The organism is uncultured Lacinutrix sp., assembly GCF_947500325.1.
GTDB lineage: Bacteria > Bacteroidota > Bacteroidia > Flavobacteriales > Flavobacteriaceae > Lacinutrix.
In genome coordinates, this window is record NZ_CANMRQ010000014.1 from 1 (window position 1) to 21,013 (window position 21,013).

The 21,013-nt window shown below is 31.0% G+C and carries 17 protein-coding genes and 1 pseudogene; 13 read left to right on the top strand and 5 right to left on the bottom strand.

The window, feature by feature from the left end; genetic code table 11:
• Positions 1 to 179: 179 nt before the first annotated feature.
• The gene (locus Q0997_RS14680; protein ID WP_299890118.1) at positions 180 to 1,223 is read left to right on the top strand and encodes an N-acetylmuramoyl-L-alanine amidase; all 1,044 of its coding nucleotides are present in this window, start codon (positions 180 to 182) and stop codon (positions 1,221 to 1,223) included.
• A gap of 63 nt (positions 1,224 to 1,286) precedes the next feature.
• Here Q0997_RS14680 and Q0997_RS14685 read toward each other — a convergent pair whose 3' ends face one another.
• The 5 genes from Q0997_RS14685 to Q0997_RS14705 form a co-directional block, all read right to left on the bottom strand.
• Entirely contained in the window at positions 1,287 to 2,786 is a 1,500-nt protein-coding gene (locus tag Q0997_RS14685) for a S8/S53 family peptidase (RefSeq protein WP_299890120.1), read from the bottom strand.
• A 116-nt stretch (positions 2,787 to 2,902) separates the two neighbouring features.
• Positions 2,903 to 3,190, bottom strand: coding sequence for a twin-arginine translocase TatA/TatE family subunit (locus Q0997_RS14690; RefSeq protein ID WP_299890121.1), 288 nt, complete (start codon positions 3,188 to 3,190; stop codon positions 2,903 to 2,905).
• Between the two features lie 105 nt (positions 3,191 to 3,295).
• Positions 3,296 to 3,823, bottom strand: a complete 528-nt coding sequence (locus Q0997_RS14695; protein WP_299890123.1) for an inorganic diphosphatase — start codon at positions 3,821 to 3,823, stop codon at positions 3,296 to 3,298.
• 193 nt (positions 3,824 to 4,016) lie between these two features.
• Entirely contained in the window at positions 4,017 to 6,536 is a 2,520-nt protein-coding gene (locus tag Q0997_RS14700; RefSeq protein ID WP_299890125.1) for a DUF5686 and carboxypeptidase-like regulatory domain-containing protein, read from the bottom strand.
• A gap of 71 nt (positions 6,537 to 6,607) precedes the next feature.
• Positions 6,608 to 7,585: a pyruvate dehydrogenase complex E1 component subunit beta gene (locus Q0997_RS14705; protein WP_299890127.1), complete on the bottom strand. Its 978-nt coding sequence runs from the start codon at positions 7,583 to 7,585 to the stop codon at positions 6,608 to 6,610.
• Between the two features lie 211 nt (positions 7,586 to 7,796).
• Here Q0997_RS14705 and Q0997_RS14710 point away from each other — a divergent pair, with 211 nt between their 5' ends.
• The 12 genes and pseudogenes from Q0997_RS14710 (at position 7,797) to Q0997_RS14765 (ending at position 20,904) form a co-directional block, all read left to right on the top strand.
• Complete coding sequence (locus tag Q0997_RS14710; RefSeq protein WP_299890129.1) at positions 7,797 to 8,543, top strand: electron transfer flavoprotein subunit beta/FixA family protein; 747 nt, start codon at positions 7,797 to 7,799, stop codon at positions 8,541 to 8,543.
• Positions 8,544 to 8,565: 22 nt separating this feature from the next.
• Entirely contained in the window at positions 8,566 to 9,528 is a 963-nt protein-coding gene (locus tag Q0997_RS14715) for an electron transfer flavoprotein subunit alpha/FixB family protein (RefSeq protein WP_299890130.1), read from the top strand.
• Between the two features lie 78 nt (positions 9,529 to 9,606).
• Entirely contained in the window at positions 9,607 to 10,221 is a 615-nt protein-coding gene (locus Q0997_RS14720) for a bifunctional nuclease family protein (RefSeq protein ID WP_299890132.1), read from the top strand.
• Between the two features lie 4 nt (positions 10,222 to 10,225).
• Positions 10,226 to 11,947 carry a nucleoside transporter C-terminal domain-containing protein gene (locus tag Q0997_RS14725; RefSeq protein WP_299890134.1) on the top strand — a complete coding sequence of 574 codons (1,722 nt, stop codon included), beginning with the start codon at positions 10,226 to 10,228 and terminating at the stop codon, positions 11,945 to 11,947.
• A gap of 137 nt (positions 11,948 to 12,084) precedes the next feature.
• The gene (locus Q0997_RS14730; RefSeq protein WP_299890136.1) at positions 12,085 to 12,909 is read left to right on the top strand and encodes a thymidylate synthase; all 825 of its coding nucleotides are present in this window, start codon (positions 12,085 to 12,087) and stop codon (positions 12,907 to 12,909) included.
• A gap of 6 nt (positions 12,910 to 12,915) precedes the next feature.
• Complete coding sequence (locus Q0997_RS14735; RefSeq protein WP_299890138.1) at positions 12,916 to 13,833, top strand: hypothetical protein; 918 nt, start codon at positions 12,916 to 12,918, stop codon at positions 13,831 to 13,833.
• Positions 13,834 to 13,869: 36 nt separating this feature from the next.
• Positions 13,870 to 14,033 (top strand): annotated as a pseudogene (locus Q0997_RS14740) (thymidylate synthase); the annotation flags it as partial.
• Positions 14,034 to 14,042: 9 nt separating this feature from the next.
• Positions 14,043 to 14,546: an energy transducer TonB gene (locus Q0997_RS14745; RefSeq protein ID WP_299890140.1), complete on the top strand. Its 504-nt coding sequence runs from the start codon at positions 14,043 to 14,045 to the stop codon at positions 14,544 to 14,546.
• A 22-nt stretch (positions 14,547 to 14,568) separates the two neighbouring features.
• On the top strand, positions 14,569 to 15,480 hold the full coding sequence (locus Q0997_RS14750) for a dihydrofolate reductase (protein WP_299890142.1): 912 nt from the start codon (positions 14,569 to 14,571) through the stop codon (positions 15,478 to 15,480).
• Between the two features lie 16 nt (positions 15,481 to 15,496).
• The gene (locus Q0997_RS14755) at positions 15,497 to 16,246 is read left to right on the top strand and encodes a class I SAM-dependent methyltransferase (protein WP_299890143.1); all 750 of its coding nucleotides are present in this window, start codon (positions 15,497 to 15,499) and stop codon (positions 16,244 to 16,246) included.
• A 170-nt stretch (positions 16,247 to 16,416) separates the two neighbouring features.
• Positions 16,417 to 17,301, top strand: coding sequence for an ABC transporter ATP-binding protein (locus tag Q0997_RS14760; RefSeq protein ID WP_299890145.1), 885 nt, complete (start codon positions 16,417 to 16,419; stop codon positions 17,299 to 17,301).
• 21 nt (positions 17,302 to 17,322) lie between these two features.
• On the top strand, positions 17,323 to 20,904 hold the full coding sequence (locus Q0997_RS14765; RefSeq protein ID WP_299890147.1) for a M1 family aminopeptidase: 3,582 nt from the start codon (positions 17,323 to 17,325) through the stop codon (positions 20,902 to 20,904).
• The last annotated feature ends 109 nt before the right edge of the window (positions 20,905 to 21,013 follow it).

Here is a 21,013-nt window from a genome sequence, read left to right on the forward strand (position 1 = left end):
AAAAATCCTGTGAAGCTAGCTTCACAGGATAGTAATTAATTATTTTATAATCTGTCAACCTATTTTAGGACGACTCAAATAATTTACATTAGTTAAAATGGACTTAAAATATCTTATATGCTATTAAGCTAAATATTTTAAAATTATTAACGTTATGGGATTAATATATTTAATATACTATGCCTAGACATTTACTCAAATTATTTTTATTTATAAGCTTTCTTTCTAATGCTCAAATACAAAATGAATATGTTATTGCTGTTCATGGTGATGGTATTTATTCTTTACTAAGAAAGCATGGTTTAAATCCAGCAAAGTATTACAAAGCTTTTGTTGCTTTAAACAAAAAAAAGATAAGTAAAAATGATGGTTTATTTGTAGGGGAAACCTATATGCTACCATTTAATAAAGATGTTTTTGTTAAAATAGACACCGTTCCTAATAATAAGATAGTGTTAAAAAATAGCAAAGACAGTACATCGTTAATTAAAACAGAAAAGCATATTCTTTTTGGAGAAGAAAATGCACTAGTTACAATTGAAAATGAAGAGCTAAAAGGTGCTGTTTATTATTTGATTTCTGGACATGGAGGTCCAGATCCAGGCGCGATTACTACCTATAAAAATAAATTGATTTCTGAAGATGAATATGCTTACGATGTTACATTACGTCTTGCTAAACGCTTAATTTCTTATGGAGCAAAAGTATATGTCATTATTAAGGATATGAATGATGGTATTAGAGATGAAAGTATATTAGAAGTTGATTATGATGAGGTTAATCACCCTAATAAAAAGATAAGTAAAAGTCAAATATTACGTTTAAAACAACGTACACAAGCAGTAAATAGCTTGTTTTTAAAACATACAAACAAATACCAAAGGTTAATAGTTACGCATGTGGATAGTAGAAGTGAAAGTAAAAATATTGATGTCTTTTTCTATCATCATAAAAATAGTAAAAAAGGAAAACGGCTTGCCGAGAATATTCATAACTCTTTTAAACAGAAATATGCTAAACACCAACCTAATAGAACCTATACCGGAACAGTTGGTTCTAGAGGTTTGTATTTAATACGTAATACATTGCCAGCGATGGTTTATATTGAATTAGGAAATATTAAAAATGCTAAAGATCAAAAGCGTATTCTTAATTATCATAATAGAGAAGCTTTAGCTAATTGGATTTCTATTGGGCTTTTAAATGATTTTAAAACTTTATAAATAAGAAAACCCTTTCAAAATTATTAATTGATTTTGAAAGGGTTTTTTAAATTTAATCTAAGTTTATTGTACAGCCTGTAAAGCATCTATGTTTCCATAGCCAAAGCTTGAATTCTTATTTGGATAAAAATCTGAAGATTGTTTTAATTTGTTTAAAACTTGAGTTCTACTCCAACTAGGGTGTCTTGACCAAACTAGAGCTGCTATGCCTGCAGTAGTTGCAGTTGCTACAGAAGATCCACCTGTGTAACGTCTTTGATTATTATAGAAACCTAATACAGGAGGATGCTTACTTGTATCATTATCACCTTCCATAATTATAGTAAAATCTATTTTACTTCCGCTGTGACATATATCACATCTTTCATAACTAGATCTGTCAGTAACACCAGTTACAGCAACAGTTTCGCTCATTGTTGCTGGAAAAATAACACCATACCAGTTAGTAAAACTTGTAGAAGTTCCTCCGGCAGCAAAAATAAGTTTTCCTTTACTGTAGGCATATTTTACAGCGTCTTTAACATTACCAATAGACCATGGGTAGCCAATAGACATAGAGATTATTTTAACGTCACTTCTGTTTCCTAATTGTGTTAATGCGTCTGAAACACCTTTACGTTCATGATAGTCGTTTAAAACAACATCTTCTGTTGCTCTATAAGCTACTAAATTCGCATTGTATGCTACACCAACAGGCATACCGTTATCATTTCTTGGCGCCGCCATAGTAGAAGCCATTTGTGTACCATGACCACATTTATCATGTGGACCATCATAGTTGCTAGACCACCACCAAGAAGAATCTATAAATGTGCCATATTTTTGAACAAAACGACCATTAGAATAACCATCGTTTATACCACTAGAGTTTAATAGCGACTGAGACTGTGATATTCCAGTGTCTATTAAGCCTATTGTAATGCCAGAACCTGTACTGTAATTCCATGCTTGAGGAATGTTGTGTTCGCTAAAATTCCAAGCTACTTGTGCATTATTTGGAGCAATTGTAGTGTAATGAGCACTATTAATTGATTGTCCATTTTTATCGCATCCAGCACTTGAACGTTGCTGATTGTCTTGGCCAAAATGATTATAGCCATTTGGTTCTAAATATCTTATATTATTCGCTTTCCTAAGCAGCTTAATCGTTTCAAAATTTTCAACTTTAACATCTACAACATTAATAATTTCATGCTCTACAACTGTTTCGTTACCTCTTTTGTAGCCTTCAGATGATTCAACGATTTGTAAAATAGCATCTTTTTTACTTTCTAATGCAGCAGAACGTTGTTCGCTGAAACTTTCTGTTTCGCTACCATAGCCAATAGTTAAGATAGCATTACCGTGATGTACAGCACTCCATAGAAAATGATCTGATTCGTTTTTCCAATCAAAAGTTTCTCCACTATTTAATTGTGTTTCAATTTTAGTGTTTATTTCTTGAATAGTTAATGGTTTAGAAAAATCTTGAGCTTGTTCTTTTTCTTCAATAAGTGCGTTTTCATCTTTAGAACAAGAAAAGACAGCAAGTAATACAAAAAGGGATGCAATGGTTTTTTTCATAATAGTTTTAATGAATTAGTTAATATTTTTGTTAAGATATTAAATAATCATAAAAATACAATGCTTGCATAGTAAATTTCGTAAAATAAAGATTGTTTTTTTGAGTAATTGTGAATTTAAAACTTACGTTTTATTGAGCCAGTAAAATCTTCTAAGTCTTCTTTTACTTTTTTTAGCTCTTCATTTACGCCATCTGTAATACTAGTATCGATACCTTGTTGTTCGGCACTTTTTGTAATTTCAGATTTGATGTCATTAGTTGCGTCTTTAAGCGTGCGCATACCTTTTCCTAGACCTCTTGCAATTTCAGGAATTTTGTCGGCACCAAAAACCATAACTACTATAAGTAAAATTAAGGCTATTTCTCCGCCGCTAATAAATAAGAATGTTGCTTTTGATATCACGATACAAATATAATAAGTTGTTTTGTGATTAAACTATTTTATAAGTTAAAAAGCCTTTCAATAATATATTATGAAAGGCTTTTTATTTTCTATTTATGGAATTTACTAAATTTTAAAATCTCCATTAGTCTTATGTTCACTATTTTCATAGCGTTCAACACACTTGTTTAATATGTCATATGCTTCCTCTGCATTTCCCCAACCACCAACATCTACTTTTTTCTTTTCTAAATCTTTATATACTTGGAAAAAATGAGTAATTTCTTTAATACGGTGCGGATTTAAATCGTCAATATCATTATAGCTATTCCAAATAGGATCTGTAACAGGTACACAAATTAATTTTTCATCAGGACCTTTTTCGTCAGCCATATGAAAAACACCAATTGGTTTAACTTCCATTACACACATTGGGAATGTAGGTTCTGTACCCATAACTAGTACATCTAAAGGATCACCATCTAAAGCTAATGTTTCTGGAATAAAACCATAGTCACCTGGATACATCATAGATGAAAATAACATACGATCGAAACGAATTTTATTTAAATCGAAATCATATTCATATTTATTTCTACTTCCTTTTGGTATTTCTATTAAAACATCGAACGTTAATTTTCCTGCTGGACTCATTTAAAAATATTTTTATTCATTTCCGTTTTACGGAATCTTAATTATTTAACTACTTTTTTACCTTAAAACGATAGGTTTTTCGGGCTGCAAAAGTACTGAAACATTTGAGTTTGTACAAACAAAATAAGATTTGATTACATTTTAATAACGTTAGTAATGTTATAAGGGCGTTTTTTAATTGATATTATTCCTTTTAAAAATAAAACCCGAAGCTACCAGTGACTCCAAATTTACGAGCATCTGGGTTTAAGTTTTGATCTAAGTAATTTCCTCTAAAGTTAAAGTCTATTCTAAAAACCTTAAAAATATTACCAACACCAACACTATACTCATAATAAGCTTCTTTATTAGGGGAAACATATGTAAATGGAGTTCCATCAGGATTAAAAGAAGCATTTAAATCTCTGTTTTCTTGAGAAACATTACCCATAACACCTCTAAAACCGACAATGGCTCTTAGGTTTAGTTTTTTTAGTAGTGGAATTCTAGAGAATAAACGCCCGTTAAAATTATGTTCTACATGTAATGTCGCGTATTCATCTGTAACAAATTCGTAAAAATCTAATTGAGAGAATGTATTGTATATTGAAAAATAGGATTGATTACCTGGTACAACGCTCATTAATGCTAAAGGCACTTGACCATACGTTTTACCAACTTCGATTGTGGTGTAAAGTCTTCCAAAACCACCAATGGCCCATGGTTGTAAATATGAGAATTGTAGTTTAGTATAATTAAAGTCACCATCAAAAATGGCTTTATCTCCTCGAGTTACTTGGGCAAAAAGCTGTGCGAAATCATCATTCTTTACTCGACGTTCCACTCCAAAGCCAGTCATTTCTCTTTTTGGCATATATCTAAGTGAGAATGCTGTTTCAAATTGTTTAATTTCAGAAGCTGTAGTTGTTTGCGTATTATCTGTATAATAATCCAAACTAAAAGTAGGTGAAGCAGATTCTAAAGTTCTATACGTTCCACTAAGACGAGTTACAAAGTTTCTAAATGGTTCTGCTTGTACAGCAAGAGTAGTTAAGTTTACGTTAGTTAACTTGTCATTGATTCCTGTTCCTACTATAGATGACGAGGCTAAACTTCTACCTAAAACATCGGTTGAAGTAGTTAAACTAGCTCCTATTTGTTCAACATCTCTTCTATTTCCTCCAGAAATAATTAATCGCCTTCTTTTATCAATTAACCATTTACCTGAGATGCCATATTTAAACTTATTGTCTTTAAATCCATAAGCAGTAAAACCTTCTAATCGCCATAAATCATTTTGTCCAAAATATGTTCTTCCTCCAGCACGAAGTCTCAAACCTTCAACAGCATTGAAGCCAAAAGTTGAAAAAACACTACCATAATCGAAATTAAGTTCGTCGAATTCTATATAACCAGAGGCGAGAATGCTTCCTATATTATAAAGACGCTTAAACTTTTTAGTTTTTTTAAGGGAATCTAGCATCACATATACGCCTTTTTCATCCTTACTTAATTTTTCCATTCTATTTTTCTCCCAAAAAGCATCATCTTGATTGTATAAATCTTCATCAAAACTGTATACTTTTTCTTTATAGAATTTTGGGTCTTTTTCTATATCAAATTTGTAATTGTTATATAAAGAAGTTCGTTTACCATAAATACCTTGAGATTTTTCTTTTTTATTAAAAGCAAAATCCGACATAAAATAATCGCGCTTAATAAGAAATATAGAATCGTTTAAAACATCAAATTCTTGTTCTATATAAATCTCTTTTACCCAGTTTATATTGGCGCTTTTTGAGGCTTGCATATTAATATCTTTAATTGCAAATGTGGTATCTGCCACCCAAAAATCTCCTTTAAAAGTCAATTCGTTTTTACGTCTTGGATAATATATAATATTGTAGCACCATTTATTATCTATAAAAGCACTATCTGCTAAAACATAATTATACACATTAATTCCTGTTCTTGAAATTGGGCTTGTAAAACTTTTATCGAAAAACTTCAAGTAATTATCATAGACATCAAAATCACTATATAAATCATCTACAAAGTCAATAATAACTTGATTGTTACTAAATCCAGAGTTCTTATTTCCTTTTAAAACGTCTCTTTTTGCATTAATAACATTATCTCCATAGACTTCACTCGAAGACTCATTAATAAACATTGGTAAATATGTTTTACCAGTTACTTTAGAGGTGTCAACTTGTTCAAAAACAAATTCCATACCTTTAAAAAGTTTACTTTTTATAGTAGAACTATCTATCGTATTTAAGTCGAATTCTACTTTTTCGTATTTATCGTATTGATACTGTTTATACTTTTTAAGTCCATTACTTCTTTTGTTAGCCCATATCTTTCTTAAAATATCTATAGCTGGATTATTCTTTTTTGGTTGTTTTCCGGAAACAATAAGTACTTCATCTAATGCTGCAACATCTTCTTTTAAAACAATATTAAAATTGTAATTTACTTTCTTTTCAAGCGTAATAGTTTGTTCTACATAACTAATAAAAGAAACAATTACAGTATCGTGGTTATCACCATCTTCTAAGTAAAATTTTCCATTCTCATCAGAAATGGTACCTATACTGGTGCCTTGAAAATAGACATTGGCGTAGGCTATAGGTTCATTACTTTCGTCGAAAATGTGACCACTGATTTTTGTTTGGGCTAATACAGAAAAACTTCCGAAAAGAAACAAAAAGAATAATATTTTATAATTCATTAAATTAGTTTAAACAAAAAACTTCATCAACAATCATGCTAATGAAGTTTTTATAAAAATAATATTTTATCTTATTTATACATTACTTTTTTTACAGCTTTAACAACTTCATTATGATTTGGTAACCATTCTGCTAGTAAAACCGGTGAATATGGAGCAGGTGTGTCTGCAGTATTTATTTTTATAACAGGAGCATCTAAATAATCAAAAGCTTCAGATTGCACTATATATGTTAATTCTGTTGAAACGTTTCCAAAAGGCCATGCTTCTTCTAAAACAACTAAACGATTGGTTTTTTTAACAGATTCTAAAACTGCCTTTTTATCCAAAGGACGTACGGTGCGTAAATCTATAATTTCGCAAGAAATTCCTTCTTTAGCTAATTCGTCTGCAGCTTTATATGCTTCTTTAATGATTTTTCCAAAAGAAACTATAGTAACATCTGTTCCTTCTCTTTTTATTTCAGCTACACCTAATGGAATAGTATATTCTCCTTCAGGAACTTCACCCTTATCACCATACATTTGTTCACTTTCCATGAAAATTACTGGATCATCATCACGAATAGCAGATTTTAATAGCCCTTTAGCGTCGTATGGGTTAGATGGAACAACCACTTTTAATCCAGGTGTATTTGCAAACCAGTTTTCAAAAGCTTGAGAGTGTGTTGCTGCTAATTGTCCTGCAGATGCAGTTGGACCACGAAATACAATAGGGCACTTAAATTGCCCACCAGACATTTGTCTAATCTTAGCTGCATTATTAATAATTTGATCAATACCAACCAAAGAAAAGTTAAATGTCATATATTCTACTATTGGTCTATTTCCAGTCATTGTAGACCCAATAGCAATACCAGCAAAACCTAGTTCTGCAATTGGAGTATCGATTACACGTTTAGCTCCAAATTCATCTAACATACCTTTGGACGCTTTATAAGCACCATTATATTCTGCTACTTCTTCTCCCATTAAATAAATGCTTTCATCACGACGCATTTCTTCACTCATTGCTTCACATATAGCTTCTCTAAATTGAATTGTCTTCATATACCTTATAAAAATTGAATAGCAAAAATAAGAATAACTATAAACTATTAAAGAACAATTTATTTAAAATTTATTATGCATGCATAGTATATTTTCGAAATAAAATATTTATCTTCGTAACCTCAAAAATTGAAGCATTGGATGAATAGTTAACGATATCGTTATAGTTCTTAGCTTCACAAACAAATAGTCTTAATTTAATTATATAAATATGAAAATTTTAGTGTGTATAAGTCACGTTCCAGACACTACATCAAAAATTAATTTTACGGATGGAGATTCTAAATTTGACACAAATGGTGTTCAATTTGTTATAAATCCGAATGATGAGTTTGGTTTAACACGCGCCATGTGGTTTAAAGAAAAGCAGGGAGCAAGTGTTGATGTTGTAAATGTTGGTGGTGCAGAAACAGAACCTACTTTAAGAAAAGCTTTAGCTATTGGTGCAGATTCTGCAATAAGAGTAAACACTGAAGCTAAAGATGGTTTTCAAGTAGCTAAAGAACTAGCAAAAGTGGCTAAAGATGGTGGATATGATTTGGTTATTGCTGGTCGTGAATCTATTGATTATAATGGAGGAATGGTACCAGGAATGTTAGCCGAATTAACTAATGCTAACTATGTTACTAACTGTATAAGTCTAGAAGTTGAAGGTGTAAACGCAACAGCTGTTAGAGAAATTGATGGAGGAAAAGAGACAGTGACAACAAGTTTACCTTTAGTAATTGGAGGACAAAAAGGATTAGTTGAAGAGACAGATTTACGTATTCCTAATATGAGAGGAATTATGATGGCTCGTAAAAAACCTTTAAATGTTGTAGAAGCAACAACATCTGGATCTGAAACGACTTCTGTTAAATTTGAAAAGCCAGCGCCAAAAGGAGCTGTTACTTTAGTAGATGCAGGGAATTTAGATGAGTTAGTAAGCTTACTTCATAATGAAGCGAAAGTAATTTAATTACCTTTTAAAAAACAAAAAGATGTCAGTTTTAGTATATACAGAATCAGAAAACGGAAAATTTAAGAAAACAGCCTTAGAAGTTGCTTCTTATGCCAAAGCAGTAGCTAACCAATTAGGAACCACCGTTACTGCTGTAGCAGTTAATGTAGCAGATGCAAGTGAATTGGGTAATTACGGTGTAGATAAAGTATTGAATGTGTCAAATTCAACTTTAGACAAATTTAATGCTAGATCTTATGCTGCAGTTATAAAAGAAGCTGCACAAAAAGAAGGCGCAAAAATAGTAGTTGTTAGTCAAAGTGCTGATAGTAAATATTTAGCACCAGTTTTAGCAGTAGGATTAGAAGCGGGTTATGCTTCTAATGTAGTTGAAGCGCCTTTAAATACAGCGCCTTTTACAGTAAAACGTACTGCGTTTACAAATAAAGCATTTAATATTACAACTATAGATACAGATGTAAAAGTAGTGGGCGTTTCTAATAACTCATTTGGATTAGTTGAAAATAGTGGAAGTGCTTCTGCGGAAGATTTTTCTCCAGCAATTCCAGATGCAGGTGTAACAGTACAATCTGTGGATAAAGCAACAGATAAAGTTACTATAGCAGATGCAGAAATTGTAGTATCTGCAGGACGAGGTATGAAAGGACCAGAAAATTGGGGAATGATAGAAGAATTAGCAGATGTATTAGGGGCAGCAACAGCATGTTCAAAACCTGTTAGTGATTTAGGTTGGAGACCACATGGGGAACACGTAGGTCAAACAGGAAAGCCTGTAGCTTCTAACTTATATATTGCTATTGGTATTTCTGGAGCGATACAGCATTTAGCAGGAATCAATGCTTCAAAAGTAAAGGTTGTTGTAAATACAGATCCTGAAGCACCTTTTTTCAAGGCTGCAGATTATGGTGTTGTTGGTGATGCTTTTGAAGTTGTACCAGCGTTAATAGAAAAATTAAAAGCATTTAAAGCGGCAAACGCTTAATTTTTTATAAATTGTGCTCGTAAAAAAGCGGTTTAAATTCCATTTTACAATTTAAACCGCTTTTTTTATTTTTTATATATGAGTTTAGTAAGATTAAAAATAAAAGGAATTTCTTATAGCCAAACCCAAAATGGAGCTTATGCTTTAATTTTGAATGAAGTAGATGGCGAACGAAAATTACCAATCGTTATAGGGGCATTTGAAGCACAATCTATTGCTATTGCATTAGAAAAAGAAATTCGTCCACCAAGACCATTAACTCACGATTTGTTTAAGAATTTTGCAGATCGATTTGATATTGTTGTTAAACAAGTGATTATTCATAAATTAGTTGATGGTGTATTCTATTCGAGCCTTATTTGCGAACGAGATAAAATTGAAGAGATTATTGATGCTAGAACAAGTGACGCTATAGCTTTAGCATTACGTTTTCAAGCACCAATATTTACTTATAAAAACATCTTAGATAAAGCAGGTATCTATTTAAAAGTAGATCCTAGTAAAGAAGAAGAAGACACTCAAGATAATATCTTAGTTGAAGATATTATTAATGAAGAATTAGAATTAACGACTACGCAAGAAGACTATACATCTCATACAACTGAAGAATTACACAAGTTGTTAGACGAAGCTGTAAACAACGAAGACTACGAAAAAGCAGCGAAAATTCGTGATGAGATTTCTAAACGTTAACCTTATGATTAAAAAAATACTTTTAGCTGTTACAGCTATTTTTTTTGTAACGACATCTGTTTTAGCTCAAGATTTAGATAAATCTTGGGAGTTTAAATCTATCCAAAATAGTATAGGAGAAGATCTTTTTAACGTTTCAAAAGAAGATATCTTAGAATTAAAAAAAGGAGAATTTAGTTATTCTTTATTAGCCAAAGATAGTTTGAAAGCTTCTGGAGATTATATTTTTCAAAATAATCTATTAGTTTTTTATTATAATAAACCAAAAGATACTGTTCGCCGCTATAAAATTAAAGAGTTTACAGATTCTACATTAGTTTTTCAAGAAAAAGCAATAACATATTCTTTTTTAGCTTCAAAAGATGATAAAGCTAAAGCAGAACTCATAACAAATAATGATAGTGGAAATGAGATTATTCCTAGCCAAGGATTCTCTATTGGCAGTCTTTGGCGTGGAGCTTTAGGAATGATTTCACTAATTTTTATAGCGTTTTTGTTTAGTAGTAACAGAAGAGCAATCAATTGGAAAACAGTTGGGATTGGTTTAGCATTTCAACTTATTATAGCTGTTGGGGTATTAAAAATAGATTTTATAAAGACGGTTTTTGAGTTTATAGGCTTAGGGTTTATTAAACTTTTAGGTTTTACTCAAGCAGGAAGTGAATTTTTGTTTGGTGGCATGTTAGATATAAATTCTTATGGTTTTATTTTTGCTTTTCAAGTATTGCCTACAATATTATTCTTTTCAGCTTTAACTTCAGTATTATTTTATTTAGGTCTTATTCAGAAATTAGTGAAAGCTATGGGTTGGTTGTTGTCTAAGATTTTAGGTATTTCTGGGGCAGAGAGTTTAAGTGTTGCTGGGAATATTTTCTTAGGCCAAACAGAAGCACCATTATTAATTAAGGCTTATTTAGAAAAGATGAATAAGTCTGAAATTCTATTGGTTATGATTGGTGGTATGGCAACCGTTGCTGGTGCTGTATTGGCGGCTTATATTGGTTTTTTAGGTGGAGAAGATGAAGCTCTCAAATTATTTTATGCGAAACATTTGTTGGCAGCATCTGTTATGGCAGCGCCTGGTGCTATTGTAATCTCTAAAATATTATATCCGCAAACAGAAAAAATAGACACAGATGTTTCTGTATCTCAAGAAAAAATAGGCTCTAACTTTTTAGATGCTATAGCTAATGGTACTACAGAAGGTTTAAAATTAGCAGTTAATGTAGGTGCCATGCTTTTAGTATTTGTTGCTTTTATTGCCATGTTTAATGGTATTTTAGGCTGGGTTGGAGATGTTACTTCTTTGAATACTGTTATAGCAGCTAATACACCATATCAAACCTTATCTCTTGAACTTATTTTAGGTTATGCTTTTGCTCCTTTAATGTGGTTAATGGGAGTAGCAAAAGAAGATGTTACACTAATGGGGCAGTTGTTAGGAATCAAATTAGCAGCTAGTGAATTTATTGGGTACATACAATTGGCCGAACTTAAAGAAGTAGCAAGCGCAACCCATTTAAAATTCGAAAAATCAATCATTATGGCAACGTACATGTTATGTGGTTTTGCAAATTTCGCATCTATTGGTATTCAAATTGGAGGTATTGGTTCTTTAGCGCCAGGGCAACGTAAAACATTGTCTAAATTTGGAATAAAAGCTTTAATTGGAGGGACAATTGCATCATTAATTTCTGCAACTATTGCAGGAATGATAATAGGTTAAGCGAAAAGAGTAAAGCAGTTAATAACTTTTAATATTAATAAGGGTTGAATCGATTAGATTCAACCCTTATTTTTTATTTTTAAAACTTGAAATAGAAGTATAATTTAATGAGATTTTCGCTTTTGCGAAAAATGAATATGAAGCAATATCACGACTTAGTAAAGCACGTTTTAGAAAACGGAAACGAAAAAGGAGATAGAACAGGTACTGGAACAAAAAGTGTTTTTGGACATCAAATGCGTTTTGATTTAAGTGAGGGTTTTCCAATGGTTACTACCAAAAAGTTACATTTAAAATCTATAGTTTACGAATTGCTTTGGTTTTTAAAAGGAGATACTAATATTAATTACCTAACGGAAAACGGGGTTAGAATTTGGAATGAATGGGCAGATGAAAATGGAGATTTAGGACCCGTTTATGGTCACCAATGGCGTAATTGGAATAGTGATGAAGTTGACCAAATTAAAGAAGTTATTGAAACTTTAAAAAACAATCCCAATAGTAGACGTATGTTAGTTTCTGCATGGAATCCATCAGTATTGCCAGATACTTCAAAATCATTTAGCGAAAATGTAGCTAATGGAAAAGCTGCTCTACCACCTTGTCACGCTTTTTTTCAGTTTTATGTAGCTAATGGTAAATTATCATGTCAACTATACCAGCGAAGCGCAGATATTTTTTTAGGAGTTCCATTTAATATTGCATCTTATGCTCTATTTACAATGATGATGGCACAAGTTTGCGGTTATCAAGCTGGAGAGTTTATTCATACTTTTGGTGACGCTCATATTTATAGTAATCATTATGAGCAATTAGAATTACAAATGTCTCGTGATATACGTCCATTACCAACCATGAAAATTAATCCAGAAGTAAAAGACATTTTCGATTTTAAATTTGAAGATTTTACTTTAGAAAATTATAATCCACATCCACATATTAAAGGCATTGTTGCTGTTTAAATTTTAATGAGAAAAATAACGCTACTTATAATCTTGTTTGCTTTTAGTATTTCAGGATTTTCAAAAGGTAAAGTGATTGAAATTGACACTGATGATCTTGATAAAGAAACTATTGATGTTATAAAACAAGATGATGAAGATCTAACTAAAGATGTTGTTAGCGTAAAAGAGCATAATGATACTGAAGAAGTTTCATTTGATATTATAGAAAATGTTCCAATTCATAAAAATTGTAATGAAAATTTAAGTAATGAGGAACTTAAAAAGTGTATGAGTGATGAAATTAATGTTTTAGTTTCGAAAAACTTCAATACTAGTGTTGTTAATGGATTAGGTTTAAATGATGGACCTACTAGAATTAATGTGTTTTTTACTTTCAACGAAGAAGGAAATATTGAAAATATTAAAACTAGAGCAGAACATTTATTATTAGAGAAAGAGGCCCGACGTGTAGTTAATTTAATACCAAAATTAAAAAGACCAGGACTTGTTAGAGAAAAACCTGTAAAAGTAGCTTTCTTCCTTCCTATTACTTTTAATGTTGTAAACTCTAAAACTAAACTGTCTACTGGAAGTACTAAAATTGATAGGTTTCCAACTCATAAAAGATGTGATGATAATTTAGATAGTAAAACACTTAGAGATTGTACCACAGAGAAAATTGTTAATTTTATTAAATTAGGTGTAGATTTAGAGTTAGCAGATAAGTTATTTCCACATGATAAATCTACTCAATTTCAAGTTGATTTTATTATTAATAAAAAAGGAAAGGTACAGGATGTAACAGCTAAAGCTCATAAAAGAGAAATGGCAGCTGAAGCTATTAAAGTAACTAAGCGATTGCCAAAATTTATTGAGCCAGGATATTTTAAAGGAAAACCTGTTAATACACCTGTAAGTATATTAATTACAATATACTTTTAATACTATTTTCAAATCTTTAACTTTACATAAATTTATTATAGTAATCACTATGAGGAATTATAATTATCTAGAGATTGTAGACCAATACCAACTGTGAAAATTAATCCAGAAATAAAGGATATTTTCGATTTTAAATTTGAAGATTTAATTTAGAAAATTATAATCCACATCCGCATATTAAAGGCATTGTTGCTGTTTAAAATAAAAATATGAAAAAAATAATATTTGTTTTAGCTTTTAGTCTTTGTAATTTTTTGTTTGCTCAAGAAATAATTCCTGTTGAAGAAGGTAAAGAAGTTGTTGCCTTTAGTGTTATAGAAGAGGTTCCTGTATACGATGGTTGTGAAACAAAAAAAGGAAACAAAGCTTTAAAATCATGTATGGAAAACTCTATCAGAAAGTTGGTAGCAAAAAAGTTTAATGGAGATTTAGGAAATGATTTAGGTTTACCAGAAGGATTTGCTTCTATTATGGTGGCTTTCAAAATAGATGAGAATGGAGAAATCATAGATGTGAAAGCAAGGGCGCCACATGAAAAATTAAAAGAAGAAGGTCTTAGAGTTGTCAATTTAATTCCTAAGTTTAAAAAACCAGGATTACAAAAAGGTAAACCAGTAAAAGTATCTTATACTTTACCAATAAAATTTTATATTATTGGAGAGCCGAAAACTAAAGAAGACTCTTTAGAAGAGAATGGTAAACAAAAAGAGTAGAACATTATCTAATTAATAAAGCATGTTCGGAAAAAAGAAGCAAAAACCACAAATAGATCAAGAGCAATTAGAGCTTATTCAAAATGCACAACGTCGCGTTAAGCAAAAGAAACGCTTATACATTCACTTTGTTATTTTTATTATTGGCGCATTATTTTTAGTGTTAGCAAATACTGTTTTGGGTATTGGAGAAGGTTTTAAAATTTTTGAATTAGATTGGTTCGTTGTCGCTATTTTTGCTTGGCTATTTTTCTTTTTATACCATGTTTTAAATGTGTTTGTTCTTAATAAATTTATGGGGAAAGACTGGGAGAAAATACAGTTAGATAAATTAGTAGAAAAACAGAAAACACGAATCGAAAAGATAAAAACAGAATTAAAAAAAGAAGCGCCACTTATTGCAGAAAGCCAAGTTTATAATGAAGAATTGGTGCAGAAAAAAAGTAGTAATCTTACAATGATTGTTGCTGCTGGTGAAAACAATGAAATAGGTAAAGACAATGATTTAATCTGGCATTTAAGAGACGATTTGAAACGTTTTAAAGCGCTAACTTCTGGTCATCATATTATTATGGGACGTAAAACTTTTGAAAGTTTTCCAAAACCATTACCTAATAGAACTCATATCGTTATATCAAGACAAAAAGATTATCAAGTTCCAGAAGGAGTCATTGTTGTTAATTCATTAGAAGCAGCAATAGAAAAAGCAAAAAACGATTCTCAACCATTTATTATTGGCGGTGGTGAAATTTATAAGCAAGCAATGCCTTTAGCTAATAAAATTGAATTAACGCGAGTACATTCTACATTTGATGCTGATACTTTTTTTCCTGAGGTTGATAAATCAATATGGAAAGAAACGGCTAATACATTTCACACTAAAGATGAAAATCATGAATATGAGTTTTCATTTTTAACATTCGAAAGAAAATAATTATACGCTAGTAGTTATGGTAGGTGTAAATAAAGATATATTGACTTTTTCAGATACTAATACACCTGCATTTACAGAAACCGACTTTCCTTTAGATTGGTCTATGACTAGGAATGAACGTTATGGATTTATTCATTTATTGCAAAAAATAAAACCTAAAGTAGCTATTGAAATTGGAACATATAATGGTGGTAGCTTACAAGTTATCAGTCAATATGCCGATAAGGTTTATGCTATAGATAATGATCCATCTGTTGTAGAACGTTTAGGTAAGCAATTTAAAAACGTAGAATTTTTAATTGGAGACTCTAAAGATATAGTTCCTAAACTAATTCAAGATATTAAAGATAAAGGAGAGTTGTTAGAGTTTGCCTTAATAGATGGTGATCACAGCTCAAAAGGTGTAGCTACAGATATTCAAAATTTAATTAATTATATACCAAAAAGTAATTATCATATTGTATTGCATGATAGTTTTAACCCTAATTGTCGTAAAGGCATGAAAATGGTTAATTATAGTGCTAATAAACAAGTACATTATGTAGAGTTAGATTTTATTTCTGGAGTATATGCTCCAGATAATTTAAAACGAGAAATGTGGGGTGGATTAGCGCACATTATACTTATGCCTGAGGCTAGGCAAACGTCTTTTCAAATCTATGAAAGCCAAGAAAAGTTATATAATATAGCTTATAAACGCTCTATTCATTATGTTAAAGATACTTTGAGTTTTTTAAAGCCATTAGTTCGATTGTTTAGAAAGTAAATAACCATATTTATATTGTCTATTTAATAGTTAGGCAACCTTTCCTATTTTTTTTACGTCTTTATAATTGTAGATATATTTTATATGTATAAAATATAAGCATCATAGTTTGTAACATTTTTTTTAAATAAGAGTCTTACTTACATCAATCAATCAAAAAACACATATTCATGAGTACATTAAAAATCAATAACTTATCTAAAACATATGCTAATGGTGTAAAAGCATTAGACAATGTTAATCTAGAATTAGAGAACGGAATGTTTGGTCTTTTAGGGCCAAATGGTGCAGGGAAATCTTCTTTAATGAGAACATTGGCAACACTTCAAGAAGCAGATTCTGGAACAGCAACTTTAGATGATATAGATATTCTTAATCAGCCAGCAGAATTACGTAAGGTATTAGGTTATTTACCACAAGAATTTGGTGTATATCCACGTATTACAGCCGAGCAACTATTAACTCATTTAGCTGTTTTAAAAGGAATTACTAATGCTAAAGAGCGTAAAGAATTAGTGAAATATCTTTTAGATAAGGTTAATCTTTACGACAAGCGAAACAAATCTGTAAAAGGGTTTTCTGGAGGAATGAAACAACGTGTAGGTATTGCGCAAGCTTTAATTGGGAAGCCTAAATTAATTATTGTAGATGAACCAACAGCTGGATTGGATCCTGGGGAGCGCAATCGTTTTTACAATTTATTGGCAGATGTAGGTAAAGAGGTTATTGTTATTTTATCAACACATATTGTAGATGATGTTCGTGAGCTTTGTACCAAAATGGCGATCATGAATTTAGGAGAAATAGTATATCATGGTTCTCCACAAACAGCAATAGATGAACTTAGAAGTAAAGTCTATCAAAGAATAGTTAGTAGAGAAGAACTTCAAAATTATGCTAACGATTATAAAATTATTTCAAATAAAATGGTGGGTGGACAACCGCTTATTCATGTGTTTAGTGAAAGTCATCCACAAAATGGCTTTGAGCAAGTAACACCTAATTTAGAGGATGTTTTCTTTTCAAAAATCAATACTTCAAACGTACTTGTATAACATTCACTAAACCATTTTATCATGTTTAAAACATTTTTTATTTCAGAATTGAAATATACACTTAAACAACCTATGGTGTATATTTTCATGTTTATTATAGGTTTATTGGAGTTTGGAGCTACCGTTAGCGATAATGTCCAAATTGGTGGAGCTATTGGTAACGTAAATATAAATTCGCCATATACCTTAACTATTCATATTACCATATGGTGCATTTTAGCACTGTTAATGGCTGCTGCATTTTTTAATAATGCTGCTTTAAGAGACCACAATAATGAATTTAATGAAATTTTATTTACAACACCTTTAAGCAAACCAGGTTACTTTTTTGGACGCTTTTTTGGTGCGCTATTCGTGTCAACATTACCTATACTTGGTGCTTTTATAGGACTCATAATTGGATATTGGCTTAACCTAATTAATGATTGGGTAGACCCAGAGCGGTTTGGTCCTTTTTACTTAAAAACTTTTGTAAATAATTACCTGCTATTCATTTTGCCAAATATGTTTCTTGCTGGAACAGTAATATTTGCCATGGCCAATAAATGGAAAAGCACCGTTATTTCTTTTGTTGGCGGTTTGTTAATTATTGTAGCATATACTGTTGCTGGTACATTTGCATCAGATGTGGATAATGAAACTGTCGCTGCTTTAACAGATATGTTTGCTATTAATACTTATAGTATTGAAACAAAATATTACACACCTATAGAAAAGAATACCATAAGTCCTGGATTCTCAGGATTATTGCTTTATAATCGTTTAATTTGGGTTGGTGTTGGCTTAATCATTTTAGCATTATCTTATTTTAATTTTTCATTCAAGCAGAAAAACAAAAAGGTTAAAAAAGAAAAAACAAAAGCTTCAAAAACCGAAACTGTTTTTGCGTTACCTAAGTTAAATCCATCATTCAATGGTGCTACAAACTGGCAACAATTCAAAAGTTTTTTTCATATTAATTTTCTGAGTATTGTTAAGAGTATTACCTTCAAAATACTCTTCTTATTCTGTGTTATTATTTTGATAGCAGATCTTGCTGGTGGCTTTGAGTATTTTGGCTTACAGTCTTATCCTGTAACCTATAAACTCATAGATTCTATAAATAGTAATACAAATATTTTCATCATAATTATAGTTATCTTTTTTAGTGGAGAACTCATTTGGAGAGACAGAGATCATAAAATAAATGAAGTTATTGATGCTACGGCTCACACCTCTTTAATATCAATGGTGGCTAAAACATTATCTCTTGTAAGTATTGCTACCATCCTTAATATATTTTTTATTGGTATTGGTGTTCTTTATCAATTAATTAATGGTTATACACGTATAGAGTTTGATGTATATCTATTAGATTTCTTTTATAGCAACCTACCTTTCTTTTTTGTGTTTGGAGCGATTACTATATTGATACAAGTATTAGCCAGCAATAAGTATATTGGTTATTTTGTGGCTGTTCTTATTTTATTTGGGTTAAATATAATTTTAAGTGTTTTTGATATCTACACTAACATGATGGATATCGCTGTTACGCCATCTATTCAATATTCAGATATGAATAATTTTGGACCTGGTCTTAAAGGCGCACTCTGGTTTAACCTGTATTGGTGTCTATTTGCCGTTATAGGATTATTAATTGCCGGTGCGCTATGGAATCGTGGCTCGAAAAGTTCACTTTTAAGCAGAATAAAAACAGCCCGAAAAGAAGTCCCAAAAAGTTATAGAGGTCTTATTATAGGCTCTGCCATTATATGGATAGCTGTTGCTGTATTTGTATATTATAATACACAAATTTTAAATCCTTATTACTCTGGCGATACTCAAGAGCAACTTGCTATAGATTACGAAAAAACATACAGTAAATACAGAAATGTAGCTTCACCAAAAATTATAGATGCTAAGTATTTTATTGATATTTTTCCTAATGAAAGAAACATTCTGGTTAAAGCAGAGTTAGAAATGACAAATGCAACCAACAAGCCTCTTGATTCTATACATATTTATGGGCAAGAAGATTGGGACATGACACTAAACATACCAAACGCAAAACCCGTATTTAAAGACAGTACTTATTTATTTACAATTTATAAGTTAACACCTGCTTTACAGCCAGGAGAAAAACTAATTGCAAAACTGGAGAGTAATTATATTACTAAAGGATTTACCAATGGTCGAGGAAATACAAACATAATTAAAAACGGAACTTTTATAAATAATGGTAGTATTCTCCCAACAATGGGTTATAATGAAGGCCTTGAGATCAATGACAAGAATACTCGAAAAAAATATGACTTACCAGAAAAAGTACGTACTCCAGAATTAACTTCTGGTGTAACAGAATTACATATGGGTAATTACTTATCAGGCGAACAAGGTGACTTTATAAATGTAGAAACGGTTATTTCTACCTCAAAAGATCAAACAGCAATAGCTCCAGGATCTTTAACAAAACAATGGGAAGAAAATGACAGGCAATATTTTCATTATAAAATAGACACACCATCGTTAAATTTCTATTCGTTTATTTCTGCTGATTTTGAAATTGCAAAGCGTAAATGGAATGGTGTAGACATCGAAATATATCACGATAAAAAACATACTGTGAATATTGATATGATGCTTGATGCTGTCCAACGTTCTCTAGAATATTACACCAAAAATTTCGGACCTTATTACCATAAACAAGCTCGCATTATTGAGTTTCCGCGATATGCGAATTTTGCACAAGCGTTTCCTGGTACGATGCCTTATTCTGAGTCTTTTGGTTTTATAACAAATCTAGAAGATGAAACAGAAAACAATGTTATCGACTTTGTTATAGCTCATGAAATGGCGCATCAATGGTGGGCGCATCAAGTTATTGGAGCAGAAATGCAAGGCGGCACCATGCTTAGTGAAAGTTTTTCTCAATATTCTGCTACTATGACAATGAAAGGTATTACTGAAAACCCTATGAAAATGCGTGATTTTTTAAAGTACGACCATGACAGATATTTATCAGGAAGAAGTGGTGAACGTCTTAAAGAATTACCGCTTTATAAAGTAGAAGATCAATCTTATATTCATTACGGAAAAGGTAGTGTAGTTTTATATGCGCTTCAAGATTATATAGGTGAAGAAAAGGTTAATAATGCAATGAAGAGCTTCTTAGAGGAGTACAAGTATAATGCGCCGCCATATCCAAGTACACACGACTTTTTACGTCATTTAGAACCTCAAGTACCAGATTCCTTAAAGTATTTAGTAACAGATTGGTTTAAAGAGATTACTTTATATGATAATCGTTTAAAAGAAGCTACTTACAAGAAGTTAGATAATGGTAAATATCAAATTAAAATGGATATTGAAAGCTATAAAATAAAGTCTGATAGCCTTGGTAATGAAACAAGAGTAGGTATTAACGATTGGGTAGATGTAGGATTCTTTATGGATGATGAAGAGGAGAACTTATATGAACAAAAACGAGTGAAATTTAATAAAGAAACATCTTCAATTACAATGGAATTAGATTCATTACCTGTTAAGGCAGCTATAGATCCTAGGCACCTTTTAATAGATCGTGTGTATAAAGACAATATTAAAAAAATAAGCCATGAAGAATAATTCTTTATAAAATATGCATCCTAAAATAGTTTTGTTTTAGGATGTTTTTTTAGGTTAGTATGTCTAATAGGCTTGTATATTTTTGTAATTTGCAAAGTAAGAATTGATT